Below are 18,846 nucleotides of genomic sequence, written 5' to 3'. Positions count from 1 at the left end.
ACCCCTTGGCTGGCGGCGGACTACTTGGTGGCGACGGCGGCGGCCAGCTTGGACAGCGGCTCGGCCAGCGCGTTGACGGCGTCGGAGAGCTCCTTGCGCTCGCCCTTGCCGACCGTGTCGTACGCGGCGAAGCCGTCGGCGGCCTTGTCGTCGCGGTGCTTGTCGAGCTCGGTGTGGATCGCCTTGAACTGCTTGTCGAGCTCCTTGACCAGCGCCGGCTCGTTCTTGGCGGCGACCGGCTTCAGCAGCTCGTACGCCTTCTCGGCACCCTCGACATTGCCCTGGAAGTCGATCAGGTCGGTGTGGCTGTAGCGCTCTTCCTCACCGGTCACCTTGCCGGTGGCCACCTCGTCGAGCAGCTCCTTGGCGCCGTTGGCCATGCTGGTTGGGGTGATCTCGGCGGTGCCGACCCGCTTCTGCCAGTCCTTCAGGTCCTTCATCAGCTGGTCGGCGAGCTTCTTGTCGTCCCCGGAGATCTTCTTCTCCTCCCACAGGGACTTCTCCAGCTTGTGCCAGCCGGTCCACTTCTGGCCCTTGTCCACGCCGTCCTCGCGCACATCGACCTTGGGGTCGATGTCACCGAAGGACTCGGCGACCGGCTCGGTGCGCTCCCAGCCGACCCGCGAGAGGGCGTAGGCCTCCTGGGCCGCCTTCAGGTCACCGGACTTGACCGCGTCGGCGAACTTCTGCGCCTTCGGGATGGTCTGGTCGGCCTGCTCCTGGACGTACTTGCGGTACGCCGCGACCGCGGCGTCCAGCTTCGGGTCGCGCTTGGCGGCGCTCGTGCCCTTACCGGTGGCGGTCACCTTCTGCCGGATGCCATTGCCCTTCATGCCCGGCTTGCAGGCGATTTCGTACGAACCGGGCTTGATCTCGGCGGTGATCTCCGTCTTGGTGCCGGGCCCGATGTTCTCCCGCTCGGTCACGATCCGGTCGCCCGGCGCGTAGACATAGACCTCGGTGACCTTGGAGCCCTTGTTCTGCACCGCGAACCGGACATGCCCGGCCGGGAACTCCTTGGCGGAGAGTTCACAGCTGGAGTCGGTCGCGGTCACCTCGATGGTCCCCTTGCCGCCGCCCCCTTTGCCGTCGCTCTTCGCGGCGCAGCCGGCGACGGCGGTAACGGCCGTGGCCGCGGCTATGGCGGCAACGGCGGAGGGGCGAAGGGCTCGCATAACGGGGCTCCAAGCGGGCTCGGGTGTACGGAAACGACGTACCGAACGATAGACACAGGACAGGGTCGCCACTAAGGCGGCCCTAACTTATCTGAGGCTTACCTAGTTCTGCCCACCCTGTCCAGTGATCCCGCTCTCATGCACAACGACCCGATCACGGATCGACCCGCCCCGGGTCACGGAACCGTCACACGCCGGTCAAGGTAAGGGCCCCGCCCGGTGACGGGGTGTGACCCGCGGACGTGCCGCCTGCCCGCCCGAACTGCGCCGCCCGCCGGTGCGGTTCACTGTCCCGATGACCGAAGTGGACGTACTCAGGGTGTTCTGCGGGCCGGACGGGGCCGGGGGCAATGCACTGGGCGTGGTGCGCGACGGCCCGGCGGTCCCGGACGCTGCCCGGCGTACCGCCCTCGCCGCGGAACTCGGCTTCAGCGAGACCGTCTTCCTCGACGACGCCGCGCACGGCACCGTCGACATCCACACCCCGAGCGTGCCCCTCCCGTTCGCCGGCCACCCGCTGGTCGGCCTCGCCTGGCTGCTGCGGAGCCTCGGCCGCCCGCCGCGTACCCTGCGCCCGCCGGCCGGCGAGGTGGCAGTCGCATTCGAGGGGGACATCACCTGGGTGCGCGGCCGCGCGGAGTGGGTACCCCCGCGCCGGACCGCCCGCCATGCCTCGGCCGCCGAGGTCGACGCACAGCCCGCCCCGCCGCCGGGGGAGGGCTGGCTCTACGCCTGGGCCTGGCAGGACGAGTCCGCGGGGGTGGTCCGCGCCCGGGGCTTCCCGCGGCGCGGCGACGGCATCGTCGAGGACGAGGCGACCGGCGCCGCCGCGATGCTGCTCACCCAGGAACTCGGCCGCCCCCTGGACATCCGCCAGGGCGCCGGCTCGCAGATCCTCACCCGTACCTTCCCTGACGGCACCATCGCGGTCGGCGGCCGGGTGCGCCGCGCTGCGCGGTAGCACCGCCGTGGGTTCGTCCGGTGCGGCGGTCCGGGGGTGTCCCCGGGGTGTTCCCGGGCGCTACGCACTCAACGGGAACTCTTCGCCCAGCTCGCGGAAGACCGCACTGTTCAGCCGGAATGCGCGCTTGCACTCGTCGACCACCCGCTGCTTCTCCAGATCGTCGACCGGCAGCGCGTCGAGCAGTGCCCGGTAGGTGCGCTTGAAGGCGGCGGGGTTGGCTATGTCCTCGAAGACGTAGAACCGCACCCCGTCGCCCTTGCGCGCGAAGCCCCAGGTCTTCTCGGCGGTGCCGCGGATGATCTGGCCGCCGGAGAGGTCGCCGAGGTAGCGGGTGTAGTGGTGGGCGACATAGCCCGCCGGCCACCCGCGGGCGCAGACCGCGACCCGCTCGGCGTAGGCGGCGGTGGCCGGCAGCGGCTCCAGCCCGTCGCGCCAGGAGGGGCCGCCGAGATGGCTGAGGTCGCGTTCCAGCGCGGCGGTGCGGGCCAGCTCCGGGCGGAGGAAGGGGCCCGCCACCGGATCCTCGGCGAGTGCGCCGGAGGTGTCCTCCAGGGCGCGGTAGATGAACCACAGCTGTTCGGTGTAGCGCCGGTAGGCCCGCACGCCGAGCCTGCCGCCGAGCAGGTCGCTCATGAACGAGGAGTTCTCGGCCTCCGTGTGCTGCTCGTGCGACGCCGTACGGATGACCGTCGAGAACGGCTCGACGGGTGCCACCGGAGCGGACGGAGTGGCTGGGGTCGGGGTCGGGGTCGGGCCGGTCGAGCTGGTCGGGCTGGACGCTGCCAAGGCGGACCTCCGGGGGCCGAGGGGAGCGGCCGGGAACAGGGGCTGAAGGGGCTCCGCCACCCGGACCCGGCGTCCTTTCGGTCACCAGCCTAGCCCTGTTCCCGACACGCTGTCGGTAAAACTTTCCCCACGCCCGAACGGCCCTGGTCAGAGCCGGGTCGGCCCCGGTCAGGGAAGGGTCAGGATCTCCGCACCGCTCTCCGTGACCACCAGGGTGTGCTCGAACTGCGCGGTCCGCTTGCGGTCCTTGGTCACCACCGTCCAGCCGTCCTCCCACATGTCGTACTCGTGGGTGCCCAGCGTCAGCATCGGCTCGATGGTGAACGTCATACCGGGCTTGATGTCGGTGGTGTGGTGGGGGCTGTCGTAGTGCGGAACGATCAGACCGGAGTGGAAGGAGGAGTTGATGCCGTGACCCGTGAAGTCACGCACCACTCCGTAGCCGAAGCGCTTGGCGTACGACTCGATGACCCGGCCGATGATGTTGATCTGGCGGCCCGGCCTGACCGCCTTGATCGCCCGGTTGAGCGCCTCCCGCGTCCGCTCCACCAGCAGCTTCGACTCCTCGTCCACGTCACCGCACAGGTACGTGGCGTTGTTGTCCCCGTGCACACCGTGGATGTACGCGGTGACGTCCAGGTTCACGATGTCGCCGTCCTTGAGGACGGTCGAGTCCGGGATGCCGTGGCAGATGACCTCGTTGAGCGAGGAGCACAGGGACTTGGGGAAGCCGCGGTAGCCGAGCGTGGAGGGGTAGGCGCCGTGGTCGCACATGAACTCGTGGGCGACCCGGTCCAGTTCGTCGGTCGTGACACCGGGCTCGATCAGCTTCGCGGCCTCCGCCATCGCCTGCGCGGCGATCCGGCCGGCGATCCGCATCCGCTCGATCGTTTCGGCGTCCTGCACCTCCGGCCCGGTGTAGGGCGTGGGCGCGTCCTTCCCGACGTACTCGGGGCGCGGGATCGAGGCGGGGACGGGGCGGGTGGGGGAGATCTTCCCCGGGACAAGAAGCGACTGGCCAGACATGCCAGCGAGTGTATCCGCGGCCCGTCGGGCAGGATGGTGGCACAGAACACCCACAGGAGGCGGCAATGGCGCTGTTCAAGAGGCGGACGGTCGGGAATCCGGGCGAGTGGTACTACTGCCTCGAGCACAAGACGGTCGAAGAGGGCCCCGAGTGCCGCGCCGCCGACCGCTTCGGTCCGTACCGCACCCGCGAGGAGGCCTCCCACGCCATGGACACCGCCCGCGAGCGGAACGTGGAGTGGGAGACCGACCCGAGGTGGCAGGACACGGGCCCGGGCAAGCGCGCCGAGGGCGACGACTAGGGCGCTTCTTCCGGATCATCGTGCTGACCGGATGAGGATGCCTGCGAGGTGGCTCTCATCTGGCCTGGGGGGAGACACCCCCTAGGCCCTAGGCCGGGTGCATGGGCCGCATGTCGATGCCGTGCCGCCGGCCGATCTCCACCATGCGCTCGACGTCCGGCGCCGTGTCCGACGGCGGTGGCAGCTCGCGCCGCTGGGCCGGTTCACCGGCTTCGGCGAAGAACTTGTCGATACCGCCCGGGGTGTAGGTGATCACCATTCGGACCGTGCTCGTGGGTTCGAATCGCTCCAGCGTCCCCGCGGGGATGTGGAAGAACGATCCGGGGCCGCCTTCGAACGTCTCCTTGCCGATGTGGTAGCGCAGGGTTCCCTCGACGACGTAGACACTCTCGGTTCCGGGGTGGATGTGTGGCGGTGGGCCGCCTCCCTCCGGAATGGTCATCTCCATGACGGTCATCTCGCCGTCGGTCTCATCACCGGACGCCTTGACCTCGTAGAGGCCGTTCAACAGCCAGAATGCGTCGCCGTCGCCCTTCTGGCGTACGACGGAGTTCTTCGCCATCAGTCGCTCCTTGCCTCGTAGCTTCCACACGTGTTCCCGCGAGTGACCCGGCAAAAGGCCGCCGTCCGGGTAGACCGGCAGGCCGGAAGGGGCAAGTGCCGGCGCTGCGGGCCGGCGCCGAGGGCGTACGGTTACCAGCGCGGCGGTGGTGGTGCGGTCAGTGCGTCGGCGAGGCGGGCCAGGCGGTCGCGGAAGCGGTGGCGCCGGCGGGGTGCGGGCAGGCTGTTCTCGCCGGCGGCCGCGCTCACCAGATGCTGGACGGTGTCGAGGTCGAGGTCGGCCGATGTTCCGGTGCCGCCGTCGGTCCGGTCCGGGGGTGCGGTGAGCGCGTCATGGGCCAGGGCGTGCAGATCGCGGTCGCCGCCGTCCAGGGCGAGCACCGTCGCGCCGTTGCGGCGGGCGTCGTGCACCCGCTCCAGCAGCCCGGCGCCCGGCTGCCCGGGCGCGACGACCAGCAGCGTCTCACCGCGCCCGGCCGCCGCCAAGCGGCCCAGCCCCACCGCCAGATGGGCCGGTGCGCCCCCGGGGACGCGATGGCGCACCAGCGTGGGTGACAGCTCCGGCAGGCCCGACCAGGCGGCCTCGTCGTCCAGATGGGCGGCCAGATGCCAGGGCTCGTACGCCGCGCTGCCGACCAGCAGCAGCCCGCCGCCGTGCGGGGCGACCGCGGCCCGCAGCGACCCGGCGAAGCGGCGGGTGGCCTGGATCCACTCGGTTCCGGCGAGCGCCTCTCGCAGCAGCGCGACCCGTACGGCATCCATGCCCCGCATCCTGCCGCAGCGCGACGTGCCCTGATTGCCGTTTCAACGACAGTCACCCGTACGGGAATTGGGACGGCGGCTGCGCGTAGGTGTGGGTGCGGGTGTACGGGGTGAATCCCATGGACTCGTAGAGCCGCTTGGGGGCCGGATAGTCGGCGTCACCGCGCGCGTAGACGACGGCGCGGTGACCCCCGGCCTGGGCGAACGCGTGCAGGACCGCCGTGCACACGGCGCGGGCCAGGCCGAGGCGGCGGTGCTCGGGACGGGTGCCGACCGGCTCGAAGGCGCCGACCCCGTTGACCTGGTCGTACCAGCCTTGGCAGTAGGCGACGACGTCGCCTGCGGGAGAAGCCACGACGAGGTCGAGTTCGGGGCGGTAGGGGCACACCTCCCTCATACGGGAGTGGCGTTCGGTGGTGATCCGGGTCGAGCCGAACGCGGCGCGGTGCGCCGCGGCCCGGCCGGCCACATCGGCCCGGCTCCGCTGCGCGCGGATCGTGTAGCCGTCGGGCAGGGGCGGAACATCGGGCAGTCCGGTGAGCGGGCGGCCGAGACACACCATGAAGGGGCCCTCGGCGGCTCGTGTGTAGCCGCGTCGCTCCAGTGCGGCGGCCAGGTGCGGCTCGGTCTCCGCGACATCGACGTTCAGCGGACCGCTCGTTGACTGCTCGGCCCACCCGAGGACGTCGTCGGCCAGTTCCGGGTGGTCCGTGTCGACCTGGAGCGTCAGACCGTCCGGCAGTTCGAGCCGGCCCCAGGCCAGCGTCCGGTTCTGCTCCGTCCAGACCGCCGTCGGGATCTCGCCGGGGCGGTCGAGGGACAGGCACCAGTCCCAGGCGAGGTCACCGATGTGCCGGAAACCGGTGACCGGAAAGCTTCGGGTGGCGAGGTCCTGCATGGCGCGCAGGGCCGTGGGCCCGGCGTACTCGTGGCGTCGCATACCCGCCATCGTTCCGAATCTGATCTCGGTCGGGCAAAGGAATTTGTCCCGTGCTCACGGCGTCGGAGCCGTCCGGATCACCGCAGGCCCGCTTCGGTCAGCCGACGTCCTACCTCCCGTACTGCCTCCTCGCTCAGGGGAAGCTGGGGAAAGGCGGTGGCGCCCCGTTCGGTGATGCCGAGCAGGTACAGGGCCGCCTTGAAGGAGCCCAGGGCGGAGGAGCTGCGGCCCATGTCGGACTCCGGGCCGACGTCGGTGATCGCGAACAGGGTCACCAGGCGCTCCTGTTCGGCGGCCGCGCGCTCCCAGTCGCCGGCCCGCGCGGCGTCGTAGAGACGTACATAGCCCGCCGGGTCGACGTTGCCGAGGCCCGGCACTACGCCGTCGGCGCCCGCCAGCAGGGCGGCGTCCACGGTCAGTTCGGAGCCGGTGAGGAGGGAGAAGCCGGGGGCCGGACCGGTGCGGCGGCCGGTGCGGCCGCCGAGGGCCACGAGCAGCCGGCGCAGCGAGCCCTCGTCTCCGCTGCTGTCCTTGAGCCCGGCCAGGGTGCCGTCCGCGGCCAGCTCCTGGACCAGGGAGGGGGGCAGCTTGCTGTGGACGGCCATGGGGATGTCGTAGGCGAAGAGGGGGAGTTCCACGGCCGAGCGGAGGCGGCGGAAGTGGGCGGCGATCTCCCGGGGGTGGGTGCGGGTGTAGAAGGGCGCGGTGGCGACCAGGGCGTCGGCGCCGAGGCCGGCCGCGGTGCGGGCGTGGGCGAGCGCGCGGGGCGTGGTGGTGTCGATGGCGCCGGCCAGCACCGGGACCCGGCCGTCCGCGGCCTCGACGACGGTTTCCAGGGCCGTCGCGCGCTGGCCGTCGGTGAGGTACGCGACCTCGCTGGTGGAGCCGAGCGCGAACAGCCCGTGCACCCCGCTGTCGACGAGGTGGTTGACCAGGCGGATCAGCGAGCCGGTGTCGACCTCGCCCCGCGGGTCGAGCGGGGTGCAGACCGGTGGGATGACGCCGTGGAGGGGGGTGGGCAGTGCCATGGGGGGCTCCGGGGTCTCCGATGTCGGACGTGAAGGTCGGGCGTCGTGGAAGGCGAGGCCGTCGTCTGACATGGGACATGGGATGTCCTATGTCAGAGCACAATAGACCTGTTCACAGCCGGTCGGTCAAGGATGTGCGGTCCCCTGCGGGCGGGTTCCGGACGGGGTGGGGCGCGTCGGGCTGACGGCACGGCAGATGCGGGTGCGGAGAGGGAGTTTCCATGGCGCGAGGGACGATGTCCGAGGATGTGCAGGCACAGATCAAGCAGTTGATCCTCCAGGGCGGACTGGTGCCGGGCGACCCGCTGCCCACCGAGGCCGAGCTGGTCGAACTGCTCGACGTGAGCCGCAACTCGGTGCGTGAGGCGCTCAAGGCCCTCCAGGCCATGCGCATCGTCGAGATCCGCCACGGCTTCGGCACCTACGTCGGCCCGCTCACGCTGGAGCCGTTCGTCGAGGGCGTCGCCTTCCGCGCCGCGGTCCGGCACCACCAGGGCGAGCCGAGCCTGTACGAGCTGATGGAGGTCCGCGAGGCGCTGGAGGCAGGCCTGATCGGCAGCGTCGCACGCAATCTGCCCGCCGCGGACCTCACCGTCCTCAAGGGGCTGGTGCAGCGGATGGCGGAGGAGGCGCGCGGCGGCATGGTGCAGAGCGACACCGACCGGGCCTTCCACCTCGCGCTCTACCGCTCCCTGGGCAACCACCTCCTCAGCGAGGTGCTGGACGCGTTCTGGGCGGCGCTGCGCAGGGTGCGTGAGGACCTTTCCGACGACCGCCCCGACCCTGAGCTGACCTACCGTCAGCACAAGGAGATCGTGGACGCCCTGGAGGCCGGTGACGGCGACCGCGCCGTGAAGGCGATACATCGGCACTTCGAGGGCATCCGGCGCCGGCTGGCGGATTAGGGCGTGTCGTTTGGGTCATGGCGGGCTCGCGGGGTCTGGCACGCACGCTCGCCGCGTTGTCGTCACTCGCCGACGCTCCGCGTCGACTCCCTCCTCCGCCTTGCGATCGCACGCACCAGACCCCGCTCCCTGATCCGCCCTGATCCAAACGACACGCCCTAGCGGCGCCGTGCGCGCCGGGTATGTCCCGTTCACCGGAATTTTACCCGGTGTCGGTGGTGTCGTTGCCGACACGGAAAGGCTCCATGTGCGGTGCCTTGACGGCCAGTTGGGCACTCCCTATGGTCGCCGCAGGACAAGGGACATCCTACGTCCTTGCCCATTGGGGGTGACCCATGGCGTACGAGAGCTCAGTGCCGTACCGGGCCGGGACCGAGGGGTACACGAGCTTCCGGATCCCCGCCGTGGTCCGGGCGCGCTCCGGGGCGGTGCTCGCCTTCGCCGAGGGCCGGGTCTCCTCGGCCGCCGACTGGGGCGCCATCGACCTCGTGCTCAAGCGTTCCCTGGACGGCGGCCGCAGCTGGGGCCCGCTCCAGGTTGTCGCCCGTAACGGCAACGGCACCGCCGGCAACCCCGCCCCGGTCGTGCTCGCCGGCGGCCGGATGCTGCTCCTCCAGGTCCACAGCGCCGCCGACGCCACCGAGGACCGCATCCGCCGCGGCCAGGTCCCACCCGCCGACGCCCGCCGGGTCTGGCTCCAGCACAGCGATGACGACGGCGCGAGCTGGAGCGCGCCCCGCGAGATCACCGACCAGGCCAAGCTGCCGCAGTGGCGGTGGTACGCGACCGGGCCCGGGCATGCGTTACGGCTGCGCCGGGGCCCGTACGCCGGGCGGTTGCTGGTCCCCGCCAACCACTCCACCCCGCCCACCGACCCCGCGGACTCCGGTATCGAGCCCCGCTACAACGGCGGCCACGCCCTGCTCAGCGACGACGACGGCGCGACCTGGCGGATCGGCTACACCGGCGGCGACACCGACCGCACCGTCGCCCCGAACGAGACCACCGCCGCGGAACTCCCCGACGGCCGCGTCTATCTGAACGCCCGTAACGAAGCCGCCGCGGCCTGGCACCGCGCCGACGCGCTCTCGGCCGACGGCGGCGACAGCCTGCTGACCCCCTTCCGCCCGCAGGCCGGGCTCGCCGGCCCGGTCTGCCAGGGCAGCACCCTGCACCTGGACGACCACGACCACGATTACGAGCAAGGCCACGATCAAGACCACGGCCAGGACCACGATGACGGCCATGACCGCGCCGGCGGAGCGTGCGGGGGCACCGGCGGCACCCTGCTCTTCGCCGGTCCCTCCCACCCGGCCGCCCGCGCCCTGCTCGCCGTCCGCGCCAGCCGGGACGGCGGTCTGACCTGGCGCACCGCGCACACCGTCAGCGGGCTCCCGGCCGGCTACTCCGACCTCGTACGCCTGGGCCGCGACAGCGTCGGACTGCTCTACGAGACGGGCGACTTCAGCGCGTATTCGACGATCACCTTCCGCCGCATCCCCGTGGAGGAGCCGAGATGACCAGCAACCCCATGCACCGCAGAACGGTCCTGGGCGGGGCGGCCGCCCTCGCCGCCGGCTTGGCCCTCGCCGGCTGCGGCGACGGCGGGGACGGCGAAGGACCGGCGCCCAAGGAGCGCAAGAAGGGGCAGCGGATCCACCTGACCTTCTGGTCCTGGGTGCCGGGTATCGACAAGCCCGTCGACCTGTGGAACCGCAAGAACCCCGAGGTGCAGGTCAAGGTCGAGAAGGTGTCGGCGGTCAACGGCGAGCAGTACGCGAAGATGCACGCCGCCATCAAGGCCGGCAACCCGCCCGACCTCGGCCAGATCGAATTCCCGGTCGTCCCCAGCTTTCTGCTCGACAACGGCCTGCTCGACCTCGCCCCGCTCGGCGCCGCCCGCCACAAGGGCAAGTTCTTCGGCTGGCAGTGGCAGCAGTCCGTCTTCGGCAAGGGCATCTACGCCATCCCGCAGGCGTCCGGGCCGATGGGTCTGTTCGTCCGTCAGGACCTCTTCGACAGATGGGGGGTGAAGACACCTGGGACGTGGGACGAGTACGAGGCCGCGGCCAAGGCCATCCGTAAGAAGGGCGCCTGGATCGAGACCTTCGCCCCCACCAACGGCAACCGCTTCTCCGGCCTCGCCTGGCAGGCCGGCGCCAAGTGGTACGCGACCAACGGGGACACCTGGGTCATCTCCATCGACGACGAGCCCACCCGCAAGGTCGCCGACTACTGGGAAAGCCTCGTCAGACAGAAGCTCGTCAAGACCATCCCGGACCGCCAGAACGCCTGGTACAAGGACCTCCAGACCGGCGCCATCGCCGCCTGGGTGGGCGCCAGTTGGGGCGATGCGCTGCTGGTCGGCAATGCGCCGGGCACCAAGGGCAAGTGGCGGGCCGCACCGCTGCCCCAGTGGAAGGCCGGTGCGCAGACCTTCGCCAACTGGGGCGGCTCGACCACCGCGGTCTTCGCCAAGGCGAGCTACCCCAAGGACGCGCTGGAGTTCGCGGTCTGGCTCAACACCGCCCCCGAGTCGATCGCGCTGCTGATCGACGGCGGCTACGGCTTCCCCAGCGCCAAGAAGGGCTATGCCACCGCCGACCTCGACGTCGACAAGCCCTTCTTCGGAGGTCAGGCGTACAGCAAGATCTTCGCGGACGCCGGCGCCCACGTCGACACCAGCTGGCGGTGGGGTCCCGGCGTGGACACCCTCTACCAGCGGCTCGGCGACGCCTTCACCGACGCGCTCGCCGACGGCAGCTCCTTCCGCTCCGTGCTGAAGAAGGTGCAGGGCCAGACCCTCGCGGACCTCAAGGGCAAGGGCCTGAAGGTGGAGAGCGGCGGGTGAGCCGGGACACCCTGAGCCGGCCGGAGCCGGTCACCGAGCGGCGGCGCACCCCGCAGCGCCGCCCGCGCCGGATCTCGCGCACCGAGGCCCGTAACGCCCGTGCCGCGGCCGTCTTCGTCCTGCCCTTCCTCACCGTCTTCGGCCTCTGCTTCGTCGCCCCGATCGTCTACGCCGTCCACCAGAGCCTGCACCGGACCGAACGCACCGGCCCGCTCGGCCTCGGCGGCCATGAGCACGAGGCGTTCGCGGGGCTGGACAACTACGCCCATGCGCTCTCCGACGACCGGTTCCTGACCGGCTTCGGCCGGGTGCTGCTCTTCGGCGCCGTACAGATCCCGCTGATGATCGTGCTCGCCACCGTCCTCGCGCTGCTCCTGGAGAGCGCGAGCGCGCGCGGCATCACCTTCTTCCGCAGCGCCTTCTTCCTGCCGTACGGCGTGCCCGGCGTGATCGCCTCGATCCTGTGGGGGTTCCTCTACGTCCCCGGCATCAGCCCGCTGGTGAAGATCGCCGACGCGGTCGGCTGGGACGTGGACTTCCTCTCCCGCGGCACCGTGCTGTGGGCCATCGCCAACATCGTCACCTGGCAGTTCACCGGCTACAACATGCTGGTGCTGATCGCCCAGCTCAAGGCCGTGCCGGGCGAGCTGTACGAGGCGGCGCGGATCGACGGCGCGAGCGCCTGGCAGGTGGCCCGGCACATCAAGCTCCCGCTCATCCGGCCCGCGCTCGTCCTCACCACCGTCTTCAGCATCATCGGCACCCTCCAGCTGTTCGCCGAGCCGATGGTGCTGCGCCCGCTCGCCTCCTCCATCGACTCCGGTTTCACCCCCAACCTGCACGCCTACAGCGAGGCGTTCGTCGGCAACAACCAGCATGTGGCGGCGGCCGAGGCGGTGCTGCTCGCGCTGGTGGCGTGTGTGCTGTCCTTCGGCTTTCTGCGGCTGGTCGGCGGGCGCGCGAAGGAGCGCCGATGACCCGGCCCCCGGTCCGCGCCCGGACGAGACGGCCCCCGGCGCGGGCCCGTACCACCCTGCCGCCGGTCCGCTACCGGATCATCACCGCCTCGCTGCTGGCCGTCGCCGCGCTCTACTTCCTGGTGCCCGTCTACTGGCTGCTCGTCTCCGCCACCAAGAACAGCGCCGACCTCTTCGGCACCTTCGGCTTCTGGTTCTCCGACCATCCGCACCTCCTCGACCACCTCGCCGACGTCCTCCGCCACGACCACGGCATCTACGCCCGCTGGTTCGCCAACTCCCTGCTCTACGCGGGCATCGGCGCGGTCTGCGCCACCCTGCTGTCCGCCGCTGCCGGGTATGCGCTGGCCAAATTCCCGTTCCGCGGGCGGGAGGCGCTCTTCAACGTCGTCCTCGCCGGCGTACTGATCCCGGGCACCGCGCTCGCCCTCCCGCTCTACTTCCTCTTCAGCTCGATGGGCCTGTCCAACACGTACGCGGCGGTGCTGATCCCCAGCGTGGTCAGCCCCTTCGGCGTCTACCTCTGCCGGATCTACGCGGCCGCCGCCGTGCCCGACTCACTCCTGGAGGCGGCCCGGATCGACGGTGCGGGCGAGGCCCGGATCTTCGGCGCGCTCGGGCTGCGGCTGATGACCCCCGCGCTGGTCACCGTCTTTCTGTTCCAGTTCGTCCACATCTGGAACAACTACTTCCTGCCGCTGGTGATGCTCTCGGACTCCGACCTCTACCCGATCCAGCTGGGCCTGACGTCCTGGACCGGCTACGCGGACCGCCAGCCGGTGCTGTACCAGTACACGGTGGGCGGCGCGTTCCTGTCGGTGGTGCCGCTGATGGTGCTGATGACCGTGCTCCAGCGCTACTGGCGGACCGGCCTGACGGAGGGCAGCGTCAAGTCCTGACCGGCACGGAGGCCTAGCGGTGCGGGTGACCGCCACGTGCTGCGCCGTACCGGCGTGACAGGATCGCTGTCATGACTACTTCCGACGATGCGCAGTCCCCGAACGCCGCGACCCGTGCGAAGGCCGCCCTCCAGCGCGACCCCTGGGACCTCCCGGACGTCACCGGCCTGGTGGTCGGCGTCCTCGGCGGCACCGGCGACCAGGGCCGCGGCCTGGCTTACCGGCTCGCCAAGGCAGGCCAGAAGGTGATCATCGGCTCCCGGGCCGAGGAGCGCGCCCGGACCGCCGCCGCCGAGCTCGGCCTGGGCATCGAGGGCGCCGAGAACGCCGCATGCGCCCGGCGCAGCGATGTGGTGATCGTGGCCGTGCCCTGGGACGGTCACGCCAAGACGCTGGAGGCGCTGCGCGAGCCGCTGGCCGGCAAGCTCGTCATCGACTGCGTCAACCCGCTCGGCTTCGACAGGAAGGGCGCCTACGCGCTGAAGCCGGAGGAGGGCAGCGCCGCCGAGCAGGCCGCCGCCCTGCTGCCGGAGTCCCGGGTCACCGCCGCCTTCCACCATCTGTCCGCGGTACTGCTCCAGGACCCCGCGATCGAGCAGATCGACACCGATGTGATGGTGCTGGGCGAGTCCCGCGCCGACACCGATCTGGTGCAGGCGCTGGCCGCCCGGATCCCTGGGATGCGCGGTGTCTTCGCGGGCCGGCTGCGCAATGCCCACCAGGTCGAGTCGCTGGTCGCCAACCTGATCTCGGTCAACCGGCGCTACAAGGCGCACGCCGGCCTGCGGGTCACGGACGTCTGACGGTTCCCCGCGCGGTGCCGCCTTGCCGGGCGGGTGGGGCGTGCCGTCGTCGCCGGGGCATGGGGGACACTGGGAGGGATTGCCCGATCCCTCACCCAGGAGCCGACCCCATGCCCCGACTCGCTCTGATGGCCCTTGCCCTGTGCGTCCTCGCCGTTGCCGCCGCCGTTGTCTCGTTCGTGGAGGGCAGCTTCGTCGGGATCGTCTGGGTCCTGATGGCGGGCATCTCCAGCAACATGGCGTGGTTCTACGTGCGCAAGGCCAAGGTGGAGCGGGCACAGCGCGCCGGGGCGGCCGGCTGACCGGGCCGGGCCGCTCACCGGCCCGGCCCGCTGACTAGATCAGCCCGCCGATCTGGGGGACCTGCGGCTCGCCCTGCCAGAAGCGGAAGAATTCCTGGCCGAAGTAGGTGTCGAACGCGGAGACGCCGAGCCCGCGCAGGATCGTCTGGACCAGGTCGAAGAAGACCTGGTTGATCTCGGGCACCCACAGCAGCCCGAAGACCGCCAGCAGTCCGAACGGCGCGAACGGCTCCACCTGCCGCCGCAGCTTCAGCGACAGCCACGGCTCGATCACGCCGTAGCCGTCGAGTCCCGGCACCGGGACGAAGTTCAGGATGGCGGCGGTCACCTGGAGCAGCGCGAGGAACGCCAGCGCGAAGCGGAAGGTCTGCGGTACGCCCGCCAGCCCGTCCAGCCAGAACGGCGCCGTGCACACCGCCGCGAAGACGATGTTCGTCAGCGGCCCGGCCGCCGAGATCAGACTGTGCCGCCAGCGGCCCTGGATCCGGCCCCGCTCGATGAACACCGCACCGCCCGGCAGCCCGATCCCGCCCAGGATCACAAAGATCACCGGCAGCACGATGCTGAGCAGGGCGTGGGTGTACTTGAGCGGGTTCAGGGTGAGGTAGCCCTTGGCCTCCACCGAGATGTCGCCGCTGTGCAGTGCGGTGCGGGCGTGCGCGTACTCGTGCAGACACAGCGAGACCACCCAGCCGGACACCACGAACAGGAACACCGCGAAGCCGGTGCCGGCCGCGAGCGTCCCGCTCCATACGGCCCACCCGGACACCGCCAGGACGGCGACGAGCGCGAGGAAGACCGGGCTGATACGGCGGTCGGCGCGCCGGATTGCTGTGGTCATGGTGCGGGGCTCCCGGGGGTGCTCGTGGTGGGTAGGTGTCGTGGGTACCCGGAGGTGTTCTCGGCGGGCGGTCTCGTCGGGTGTGCTGCTGATGGGGCTCGGGTGGGGCAGCCACGACCGTAACCGCGCCGGGCCGGCCCGCGCACGGGTGCCCCCGAAACCGGAACTCGGTGGCGAACGGGTGCTCCCTTTCCAGGACAATGGGCCGGTGCGCTACGGAATTCTCGGCACCACCCAGGCCGGCCGGGCCGACGGCACCCCCATCGCCCTCGGCGGCGCGCGCCTGCGCGCGCTGCTCACCGCCCTGGCGCTGCGCCCTGGCCGGGCGCAGCCCGCGGAGGTGCTGATCGCCGAGGTCTGGGGCATGGACCCGCCCGCCGACGCGGCCGGTGCGCTGCAAGCGCTGGTCGGCCGGCTGCGGCGGGCCCTGGGCCATGCCGCGATCGCCTCGGCCGACGGCGGCTACCGGCTGTGCGCCGCACCCGAGGCCGTCGATCTGCACCGCTTCGAGCGGCTTGCGGCGGACGGCGGCCGGGCGCTGGCCGACGCCGATCCGGCCGGCGCCGCCCTGCTGCTCGACGAGGCGCTGGCGCTCTGGCGCGGTCCGGCGCTCGCCGACCTCCCGGACGCGCGGGTGGAGGCGGCCCGCGCCGAGAGCCGCCGGCTGGACGCCCAGCGCACCCGCTTCGCCGCCGACCTCGCCCTCGGCCGGCCCGACCGGGCGCTGCCGGCCCTCCTCGCGCTGTGCCAGGTCCACCCCCTCGACGAACCCCTCCAGGCCCTCCGCCTACGGGCGTTGCGTGCCGCGGGGCGTACGGCGGAGGCGCTGGCGGCGTACGAGGAGATACGCACCGGCCTCGCCGACCGCCTCGGCGCCGACCCCGGCCCGGAACTGCGCGCCCTGCACACGGAGTTGCTACGTCCGGACCAGCCCCACGTGCCCCGGCAACCGCAACACCTGCATCACCAACCACAACACCTGCCGCAGCAACCGCAATACCTGCCCGAGCAACCGCAACTGCCGCAGCAACGGCCGCCCTTCGGCACCCCGTACCCGACCTCGTACGGCCCCGGCACCCCGTACGGGACCTCGTACGGCACCGGCACCGCCTACCGCCCCGACGGCACCACCCTCGCCCCCGCCCGGCGCGGCAACCTCCGCGCCCGGCTCACCTCCTTCGTCGGGCGGGAGAACGAACTGGCGGCGATCCGCGCCGATGTGGCCGAGCACCGGCTGGTGACGCTGCTGGGCCCCGGCGGCGCCGGGAAGACCCGGCTGTCGCAGGAGGGCGCGGAGAGCGCCGCGGCCGCCCTCCCCGACGCCTGGCCGCACGGCGTATGGCTGGCCGAACTGGCGCCGGTGGACGATCCGCAGACCGTGCCCGAGGCGGTGCTGACCGCACTGGGCGCCCGCGAGACCGTGGTCCGCGGTACCACCGCCGACGGACTGCGGGCCGCCGCCGACCCCACCGCACTGGACCCGCTCGCCCGGCTCGCCGAGCACTGCGCGGGGCGCCGGATGCTGCTGGTCCTCGACAACTGCGAGCATGTGATCGGCGCCGCCGCCGAGCTCGCCGAGCGGCTGCTGGCCGACTGCCCCGGTGTGACGGTGCTGGCCACCAGCCGGGAGCCGCTGGCCGTACCGGGCGAGGTGCTGCGGCCGGTCGAGCCGCTGCCCGACCCCGTTGCGCTGCGGCTGCTCGCCGACCGCGGGGCCGCCGCCCGCCCCGGCTTCCGGGTCGAGGCCGACGAGGAGACCGCAGCGGCCTGCACCGAGATCTGCCGCCGGCTGGACGGGCTGCCGCTCGCCATCGAACTCGCCGCCGCCCGGCTGCGGTTGCTCTCCCCACGGCAGCTGGCCGACCGCCTCGACGACCGCTTCCGGCTGCTGACCAGCGGCAGCCGCACCGTGCTGCCCCGCCAGCAGACGCTGCGCGCGGTGGTCGACTGGTCCTGGGACCTGACCGACGAGCCCGAACGGGCGGTACTGCGGCGGCTGTCCGTCTTCGCGGGCGGCTGCGATCTGGCCGCCGCGGAAGAGGTGTGCGCGGGCGACGGTGTCGACGGGCGCGAGGTGGCCGGGCTGCTCGGCTCGCTGATCGACAAGTCGCTGGTGGTGGCGGCCCCGGCGCCGGACGGGCAGATGCGCTACCGGCTGCTGGAGACGGTGGGGGAGTACGCCGGCGAGCGGCTGGACGAGGCGGGGGAGCGGGCCGGCACCGAGCGCCGCCATCTCGTCGCCTACCGCGAACTGGCCCGTACCACCGACCCGTTGCTGCGCGGCCCCGGCCAGCGCAGGGGCATGGAGCGGCTGGAGCTGGAGCACGACAATCTGCGCACCGCGCTGCGCCGCGCCGTCACCGCCGGGGACGAGCATGAGGGGCTCTGCCTGGTGCTGTCGTTGCAGTGGTTCTGGTCGCTGCGCGACCACCGCAGCGATGCCCGGCACTGGGCCGCCGCGGTCGCGGCGCTCGGCCCCAACCCCTTTCTGACACCGGTCGAACCGGCCCCCGAGCTGCACGAGCGGCCCATCGACCGGCCGCCGCCGCTGGCCGACGAGCAGCTGGCGGAGGCCCGCCGCGAGGTCCGACTGGTGGCGCTCTCCAGCATGGACAGCGACATCGAGGCGCTGCGCCACCCGGACATGCAGGAGGAACTGGCCGGCATCCTCGCCGCGTACCACCCCGGCATGCCGCAGACCTGCAAGGTGCCCGGGGCCATGTGGTACTACGCGGTGCTGCTCACCGGGCAGTTCGACGAGCTGGCGGAGCTGATCGACGGCGCGGTGCGCGCCTGCCGCGACTTCGGCTACGACTGGGAGCTGGCGTACATCCTGCAACTGCGCTCCAAGGTCCTCAACGACCGTGCCGGCGGGCTCGCGCAGGCGGCCCGTGACGCCGATGAGGCGCTGCGGATCTTCCTCCGGCTCGGTGACGCCTGGGGCGCGGCCGAGGCACTGGCGGGGCGCGGCGAAGCCCATGAGAAGCGCGGGGCGTATGAGCTCGCGGCCGCCGACTACCGGGCGGCGATGGTGCACGCCGAGCAGCTGGGCGCGCACGGCCAGACCCTGCTGCTGCGCTGCCGGCTGGGCGCCGTGCTGATCGAGGACGGCCAGGGGGAGGCCGGCGAGCGGATGCTGCGCGAGGTCCTGGCCGAGTCCGCGAAGGGCAACAGCGGCCGGGACACCGAGCCGTTCGCCCGGATGACCCTCGCCGTCCGGCTGTTGATGACGGGCCGCCTGGACGAGGCCCGCGGCGAACTGCATGCCGTACGGGAGCTGTTCACCTCGCGTGCCCCCGATATGTACGTGGGGCTGCTGGAGTCCGCGCTGGTCTCCGTGGACCTGGAGGAGGGCCGCAGCGAGGGGCTGCTGCCGAGGTTCCGGGCGTCCCTGGAGCTGTTGCAGGACTCGCTCACCCAGATGATCGCCCCTGACCTTCCGGTGATCCAACTCCTCACCGGCGCCCGGGTGTTGGTGGCCGAACGCGGTGCGGCGGCAGGCCGGGACCCGGCGCGCCTGGTGGGCGCGTACGACGCCCTGCGGGTCACCACCCACGTCCCGACGCTGATCGTGCGTGACGACCGGGCCCGTGCGGAGGCGGCGGTGCGGGAGCTGCTGGGCGATGCCGCCTTCGAAGCGGGCTACGCCGAAGGCGGTGGCCTCTCCCTGGAGGAGGCCACCGCCCTCATCTGACGCGAGCCGGGCGAAGGCCGTCCTGCGGGG

Annotated in this window: 18 protein-coding genes; 10 read left to right on the top strand and 8 right to left on the bottom strand. The window is 72.0% G+C overall.

The genetic code is table 11. The features are described from left to right. Positions 1-20 precede the first annotated feature (20 nt). A complete protein-coding gene (gene efeO / locus ACZ55A_RS02455; RefSeq protein WP_468831931.1) occupies positions 21-1,175 on the bottom strand; it encodes an iron uptake system protein EfeO in 1,155 nt (384 codons plus the stop codon). A gap of 295 nt (positions 1,176-1,470) precedes the next feature. Between efeO and ACZ55A_RS02450 the strand changes: the two genes are divergently transcribed. Beyond that, complete coding sequence (locus tag ACZ55A_RS02450) at positions 1,471-2,136, top strand: PhzF family phenazine biosynthesis protein (protein ID WP_468831928.1); 666 nt, start codon at positions 1,471-1,473, stop codon at positions 2,134-2,136. A 60-nt stretch (positions 2,137-2,196) separates the two neighbouring features. Here ACZ55A_RS02450 and ACZ55A_RS02445 read toward each other — a convergent pair whose 3' ends face one another. Both ACZ55A_RS02445 and map read right to left on the bottom strand, forming a co-directional pair. After that, positions 2,197-2,853, bottom strand: a complete 657-nt coding sequence (locus ACZ55A_RS02445) for a biliverdin-producing heme oxygenase (protein ID WP_468834562.1) — start codon at positions 2,851-2,853, stop codon at positions 2,197-2,199. A gap of 240 nt (positions 2,854-3,093) precedes the next feature. Next, positions 3,094-3,951 carry a type I methionyl aminopeptidase gene (map, locus tag ACZ55A_RS02440; protein WP_468831926.1) on the bottom strand — a complete coding sequence of 286 codons (858 nt, stop codon included), beginning with the start codon at positions 3,949-3,951 and terminating at the stop codon, positions 3,094-3,096. Positions 3,952-4,016: 65 nt separating this feature from the next. Between map and ACZ55A_RS02435 the strand changes: the two genes are divergently transcribed. Then, positions 4,017-4,253 carry a hypothetical protein gene (locus ACZ55A_RS02435; protein WP_468831924.1) on the top strand — a complete coding sequence of 79 codons (237 nt, stop codon included), beginning with the start codon at positions 4,017-4,019 and terminating at the stop codon, positions 4,251-4,253. Between the two features lie 88 nt (positions 4,254-4,341). Here ACZ55A_RS02435 and ACZ55A_RS02430 read toward each other — a convergent pair whose 3' ends face one another. The 4 genes from ACZ55A_RS02430 to ACZ55A_RS02415 form a co-directional block, all read right to left on the bottom strand. Further along, complete coding sequence (locus ACZ55A_RS02430) at positions 4,342-4,815, bottom strand: cupin domain-containing protein (protein ID WP_468831923.1); 474 nt, start codon at positions 4,813-4,815, stop codon at positions 4,342-4,344. A gap of 131 nt (positions 4,816-4,946) precedes the next feature. Then, positions 4,947-5,576, bottom strand: a complete 630-nt coding sequence (locus ACZ55A_RS02425) for a hypothetical protein (RefSeq protein WP_468831922.1) — start codon at positions 5,574-5,576, stop codon at positions 4,947-4,949. Between the two features lie 52 nt (positions 5,577-5,628). Continuing rightward, the gene (locus ACZ55A_RS02420) at positions 5,629-6,516 is read right to left on the bottom strand and encodes a GNAT family N-acetyltransferase (protein ID WP_468831920.1); all 888 of its coding nucleotides are present in this window, start codon (positions 6,514-6,516) and stop codon (positions 5,629-5,631) included. Positions 6,517-6,593: 77 nt separating this feature from the next. Then, complete coding sequence (locus ACZ55A_RS02415; RefSeq protein WP_468831918.1) at positions 6,594-7,544, bottom strand: dihydrodipicolinate synthase family protein; 951 nt, start codon at positions 7,542-7,544, stop codon at positions 6,594-6,596. Between the two features lie 221 nt (positions 7,545-7,765). On the opposite strand from ACZ55A_RS02415, the gene ACZ55A_RS02410 reads away from it, so the two are divergent. From ACZ55A_RS02410 to ACZ55A_RS02380, 7 genes are all read left to right on the top strand, one after another. After that, positions 7,766-8,449, top strand: a complete 684-nt coding sequence (locus ACZ55A_RS02410) for a FadR/GntR family transcriptional regulator (protein WP_468831916.1) — start codon at positions 7,766-7,768, stop codon at positions 8,447-8,449. A gap of 335 nt (positions 8,450-8,784) precedes the next feature. Further along, positions 8,785-9,969 (top strand): sialidase family protein, encoded by a 1,185-nt coding sequence (locus ACZ55A_RS02405; protein ID WP_468831914.1) that lies wholly within the window; start codon positions 8,785-8,787, stop codon positions 9,967-9,969. Beyond that, on the top strand, positions 9,966-11,300 hold the full coding sequence (locus ACZ55A_RS02400) for an ABC transporter substrate-binding protein (protein ID WP_468831912.1): 1,335 nt from the start codon (positions 9,966-9,968) through the stop codon (positions 11,298-11,300). Before ACZ55A_RS02405 ends, ACZ55A_RS02400 begins: the two co-directional genes overlap by 4 nt. Then, complete coding sequence (locus tag ACZ55A_RS02395) at positions 11,297-12,277, top strand: carbohydrate ABC transporter permease (RefSeq protein WP_468831910.1); 981 nt, start codon at positions 11,297-11,299, stop codon at positions 12,275-12,277. The genes ACZ55A_RS02400 and ACZ55A_RS02395 overlap by 4 nt, the downstream gene beginning before the upstream one ends. Further along, positions 12,274-13,176 carry a carbohydrate ABC transporter permease gene (locus ACZ55A_RS02390; protein ID WP_468831908.1) on the top strand — a complete coding sequence of 301 codons (903 nt, stop codon included), beginning with the start codon at positions 12,274-12,276 and terminating at the stop codon, positions 13,174-13,176. The genes ACZ55A_RS02395 and ACZ55A_RS02390 overlap by 4 nt, the downstream gene beginning before the upstream one ends. 71 nt (positions 13,177-13,247) lie before the next feature. After that, a complete protein-coding gene (gene npdG / locus ACZ55A_RS02385) occupies positions 13,248-13,979 on the top strand; it encodes an NADPH-dependent F420 reductase (protein WP_468831906.1) in 732 nt (243 codons plus the stop codon). A gap of 110 nt (positions 13,980-14,089) precedes the next feature. Then, on the top strand, positions 14,090-14,281 hold the full coding sequence (locus ACZ55A_RS02380; RefSeq protein ID WP_468831904.1) for a hypothetical protein: 192 nt from the start codon (positions 14,090-14,092) through the stop codon (positions 14,279-14,281). A gap of 34 nt (positions 14,282-14,315) precedes the next feature. Here ACZ55A_RS02380 and ACZ55A_RS02375 read toward each other — a convergent pair whose 3' ends face one another. Further along, positions 14,316-15,122: a site-2 protease family protein gene (locus ACZ55A_RS02375; protein ID WP_468831902.1), complete on the bottom strand. Its 807-nt coding sequence runs from the start codon at positions 15,120-15,122 to the stop codon at positions 14,316-14,318. A gap of 208 nt (positions 15,123-15,330) precedes the next feature. Here ACZ55A_RS02375 and ACZ55A_RS02370 point away from each other — a divergent pair, with 208 nt between their 5' ends. Continuing rightward, the gene (locus ACZ55A_RS02370; protein ID WP_468831900.1) at positions 15,331-18,816 is read left to right on the top strand and encodes an AfsR/SARP family transcriptional regulator; all 3,486 of its coding nucleotides are present in this window, start codon (positions 15,331-15,333) and stop codon (positions 18,814-18,816) included. The last annotated feature ends 30 nt before the right edge of the window (positions 18,817-18,846 follow it).

This window comes from Streptomyces sp. NPDC034111, from assembly GCF_055575375.1.
This window is presented reverse-complemented; position numbering and strand designations above follow the sequence as displayed.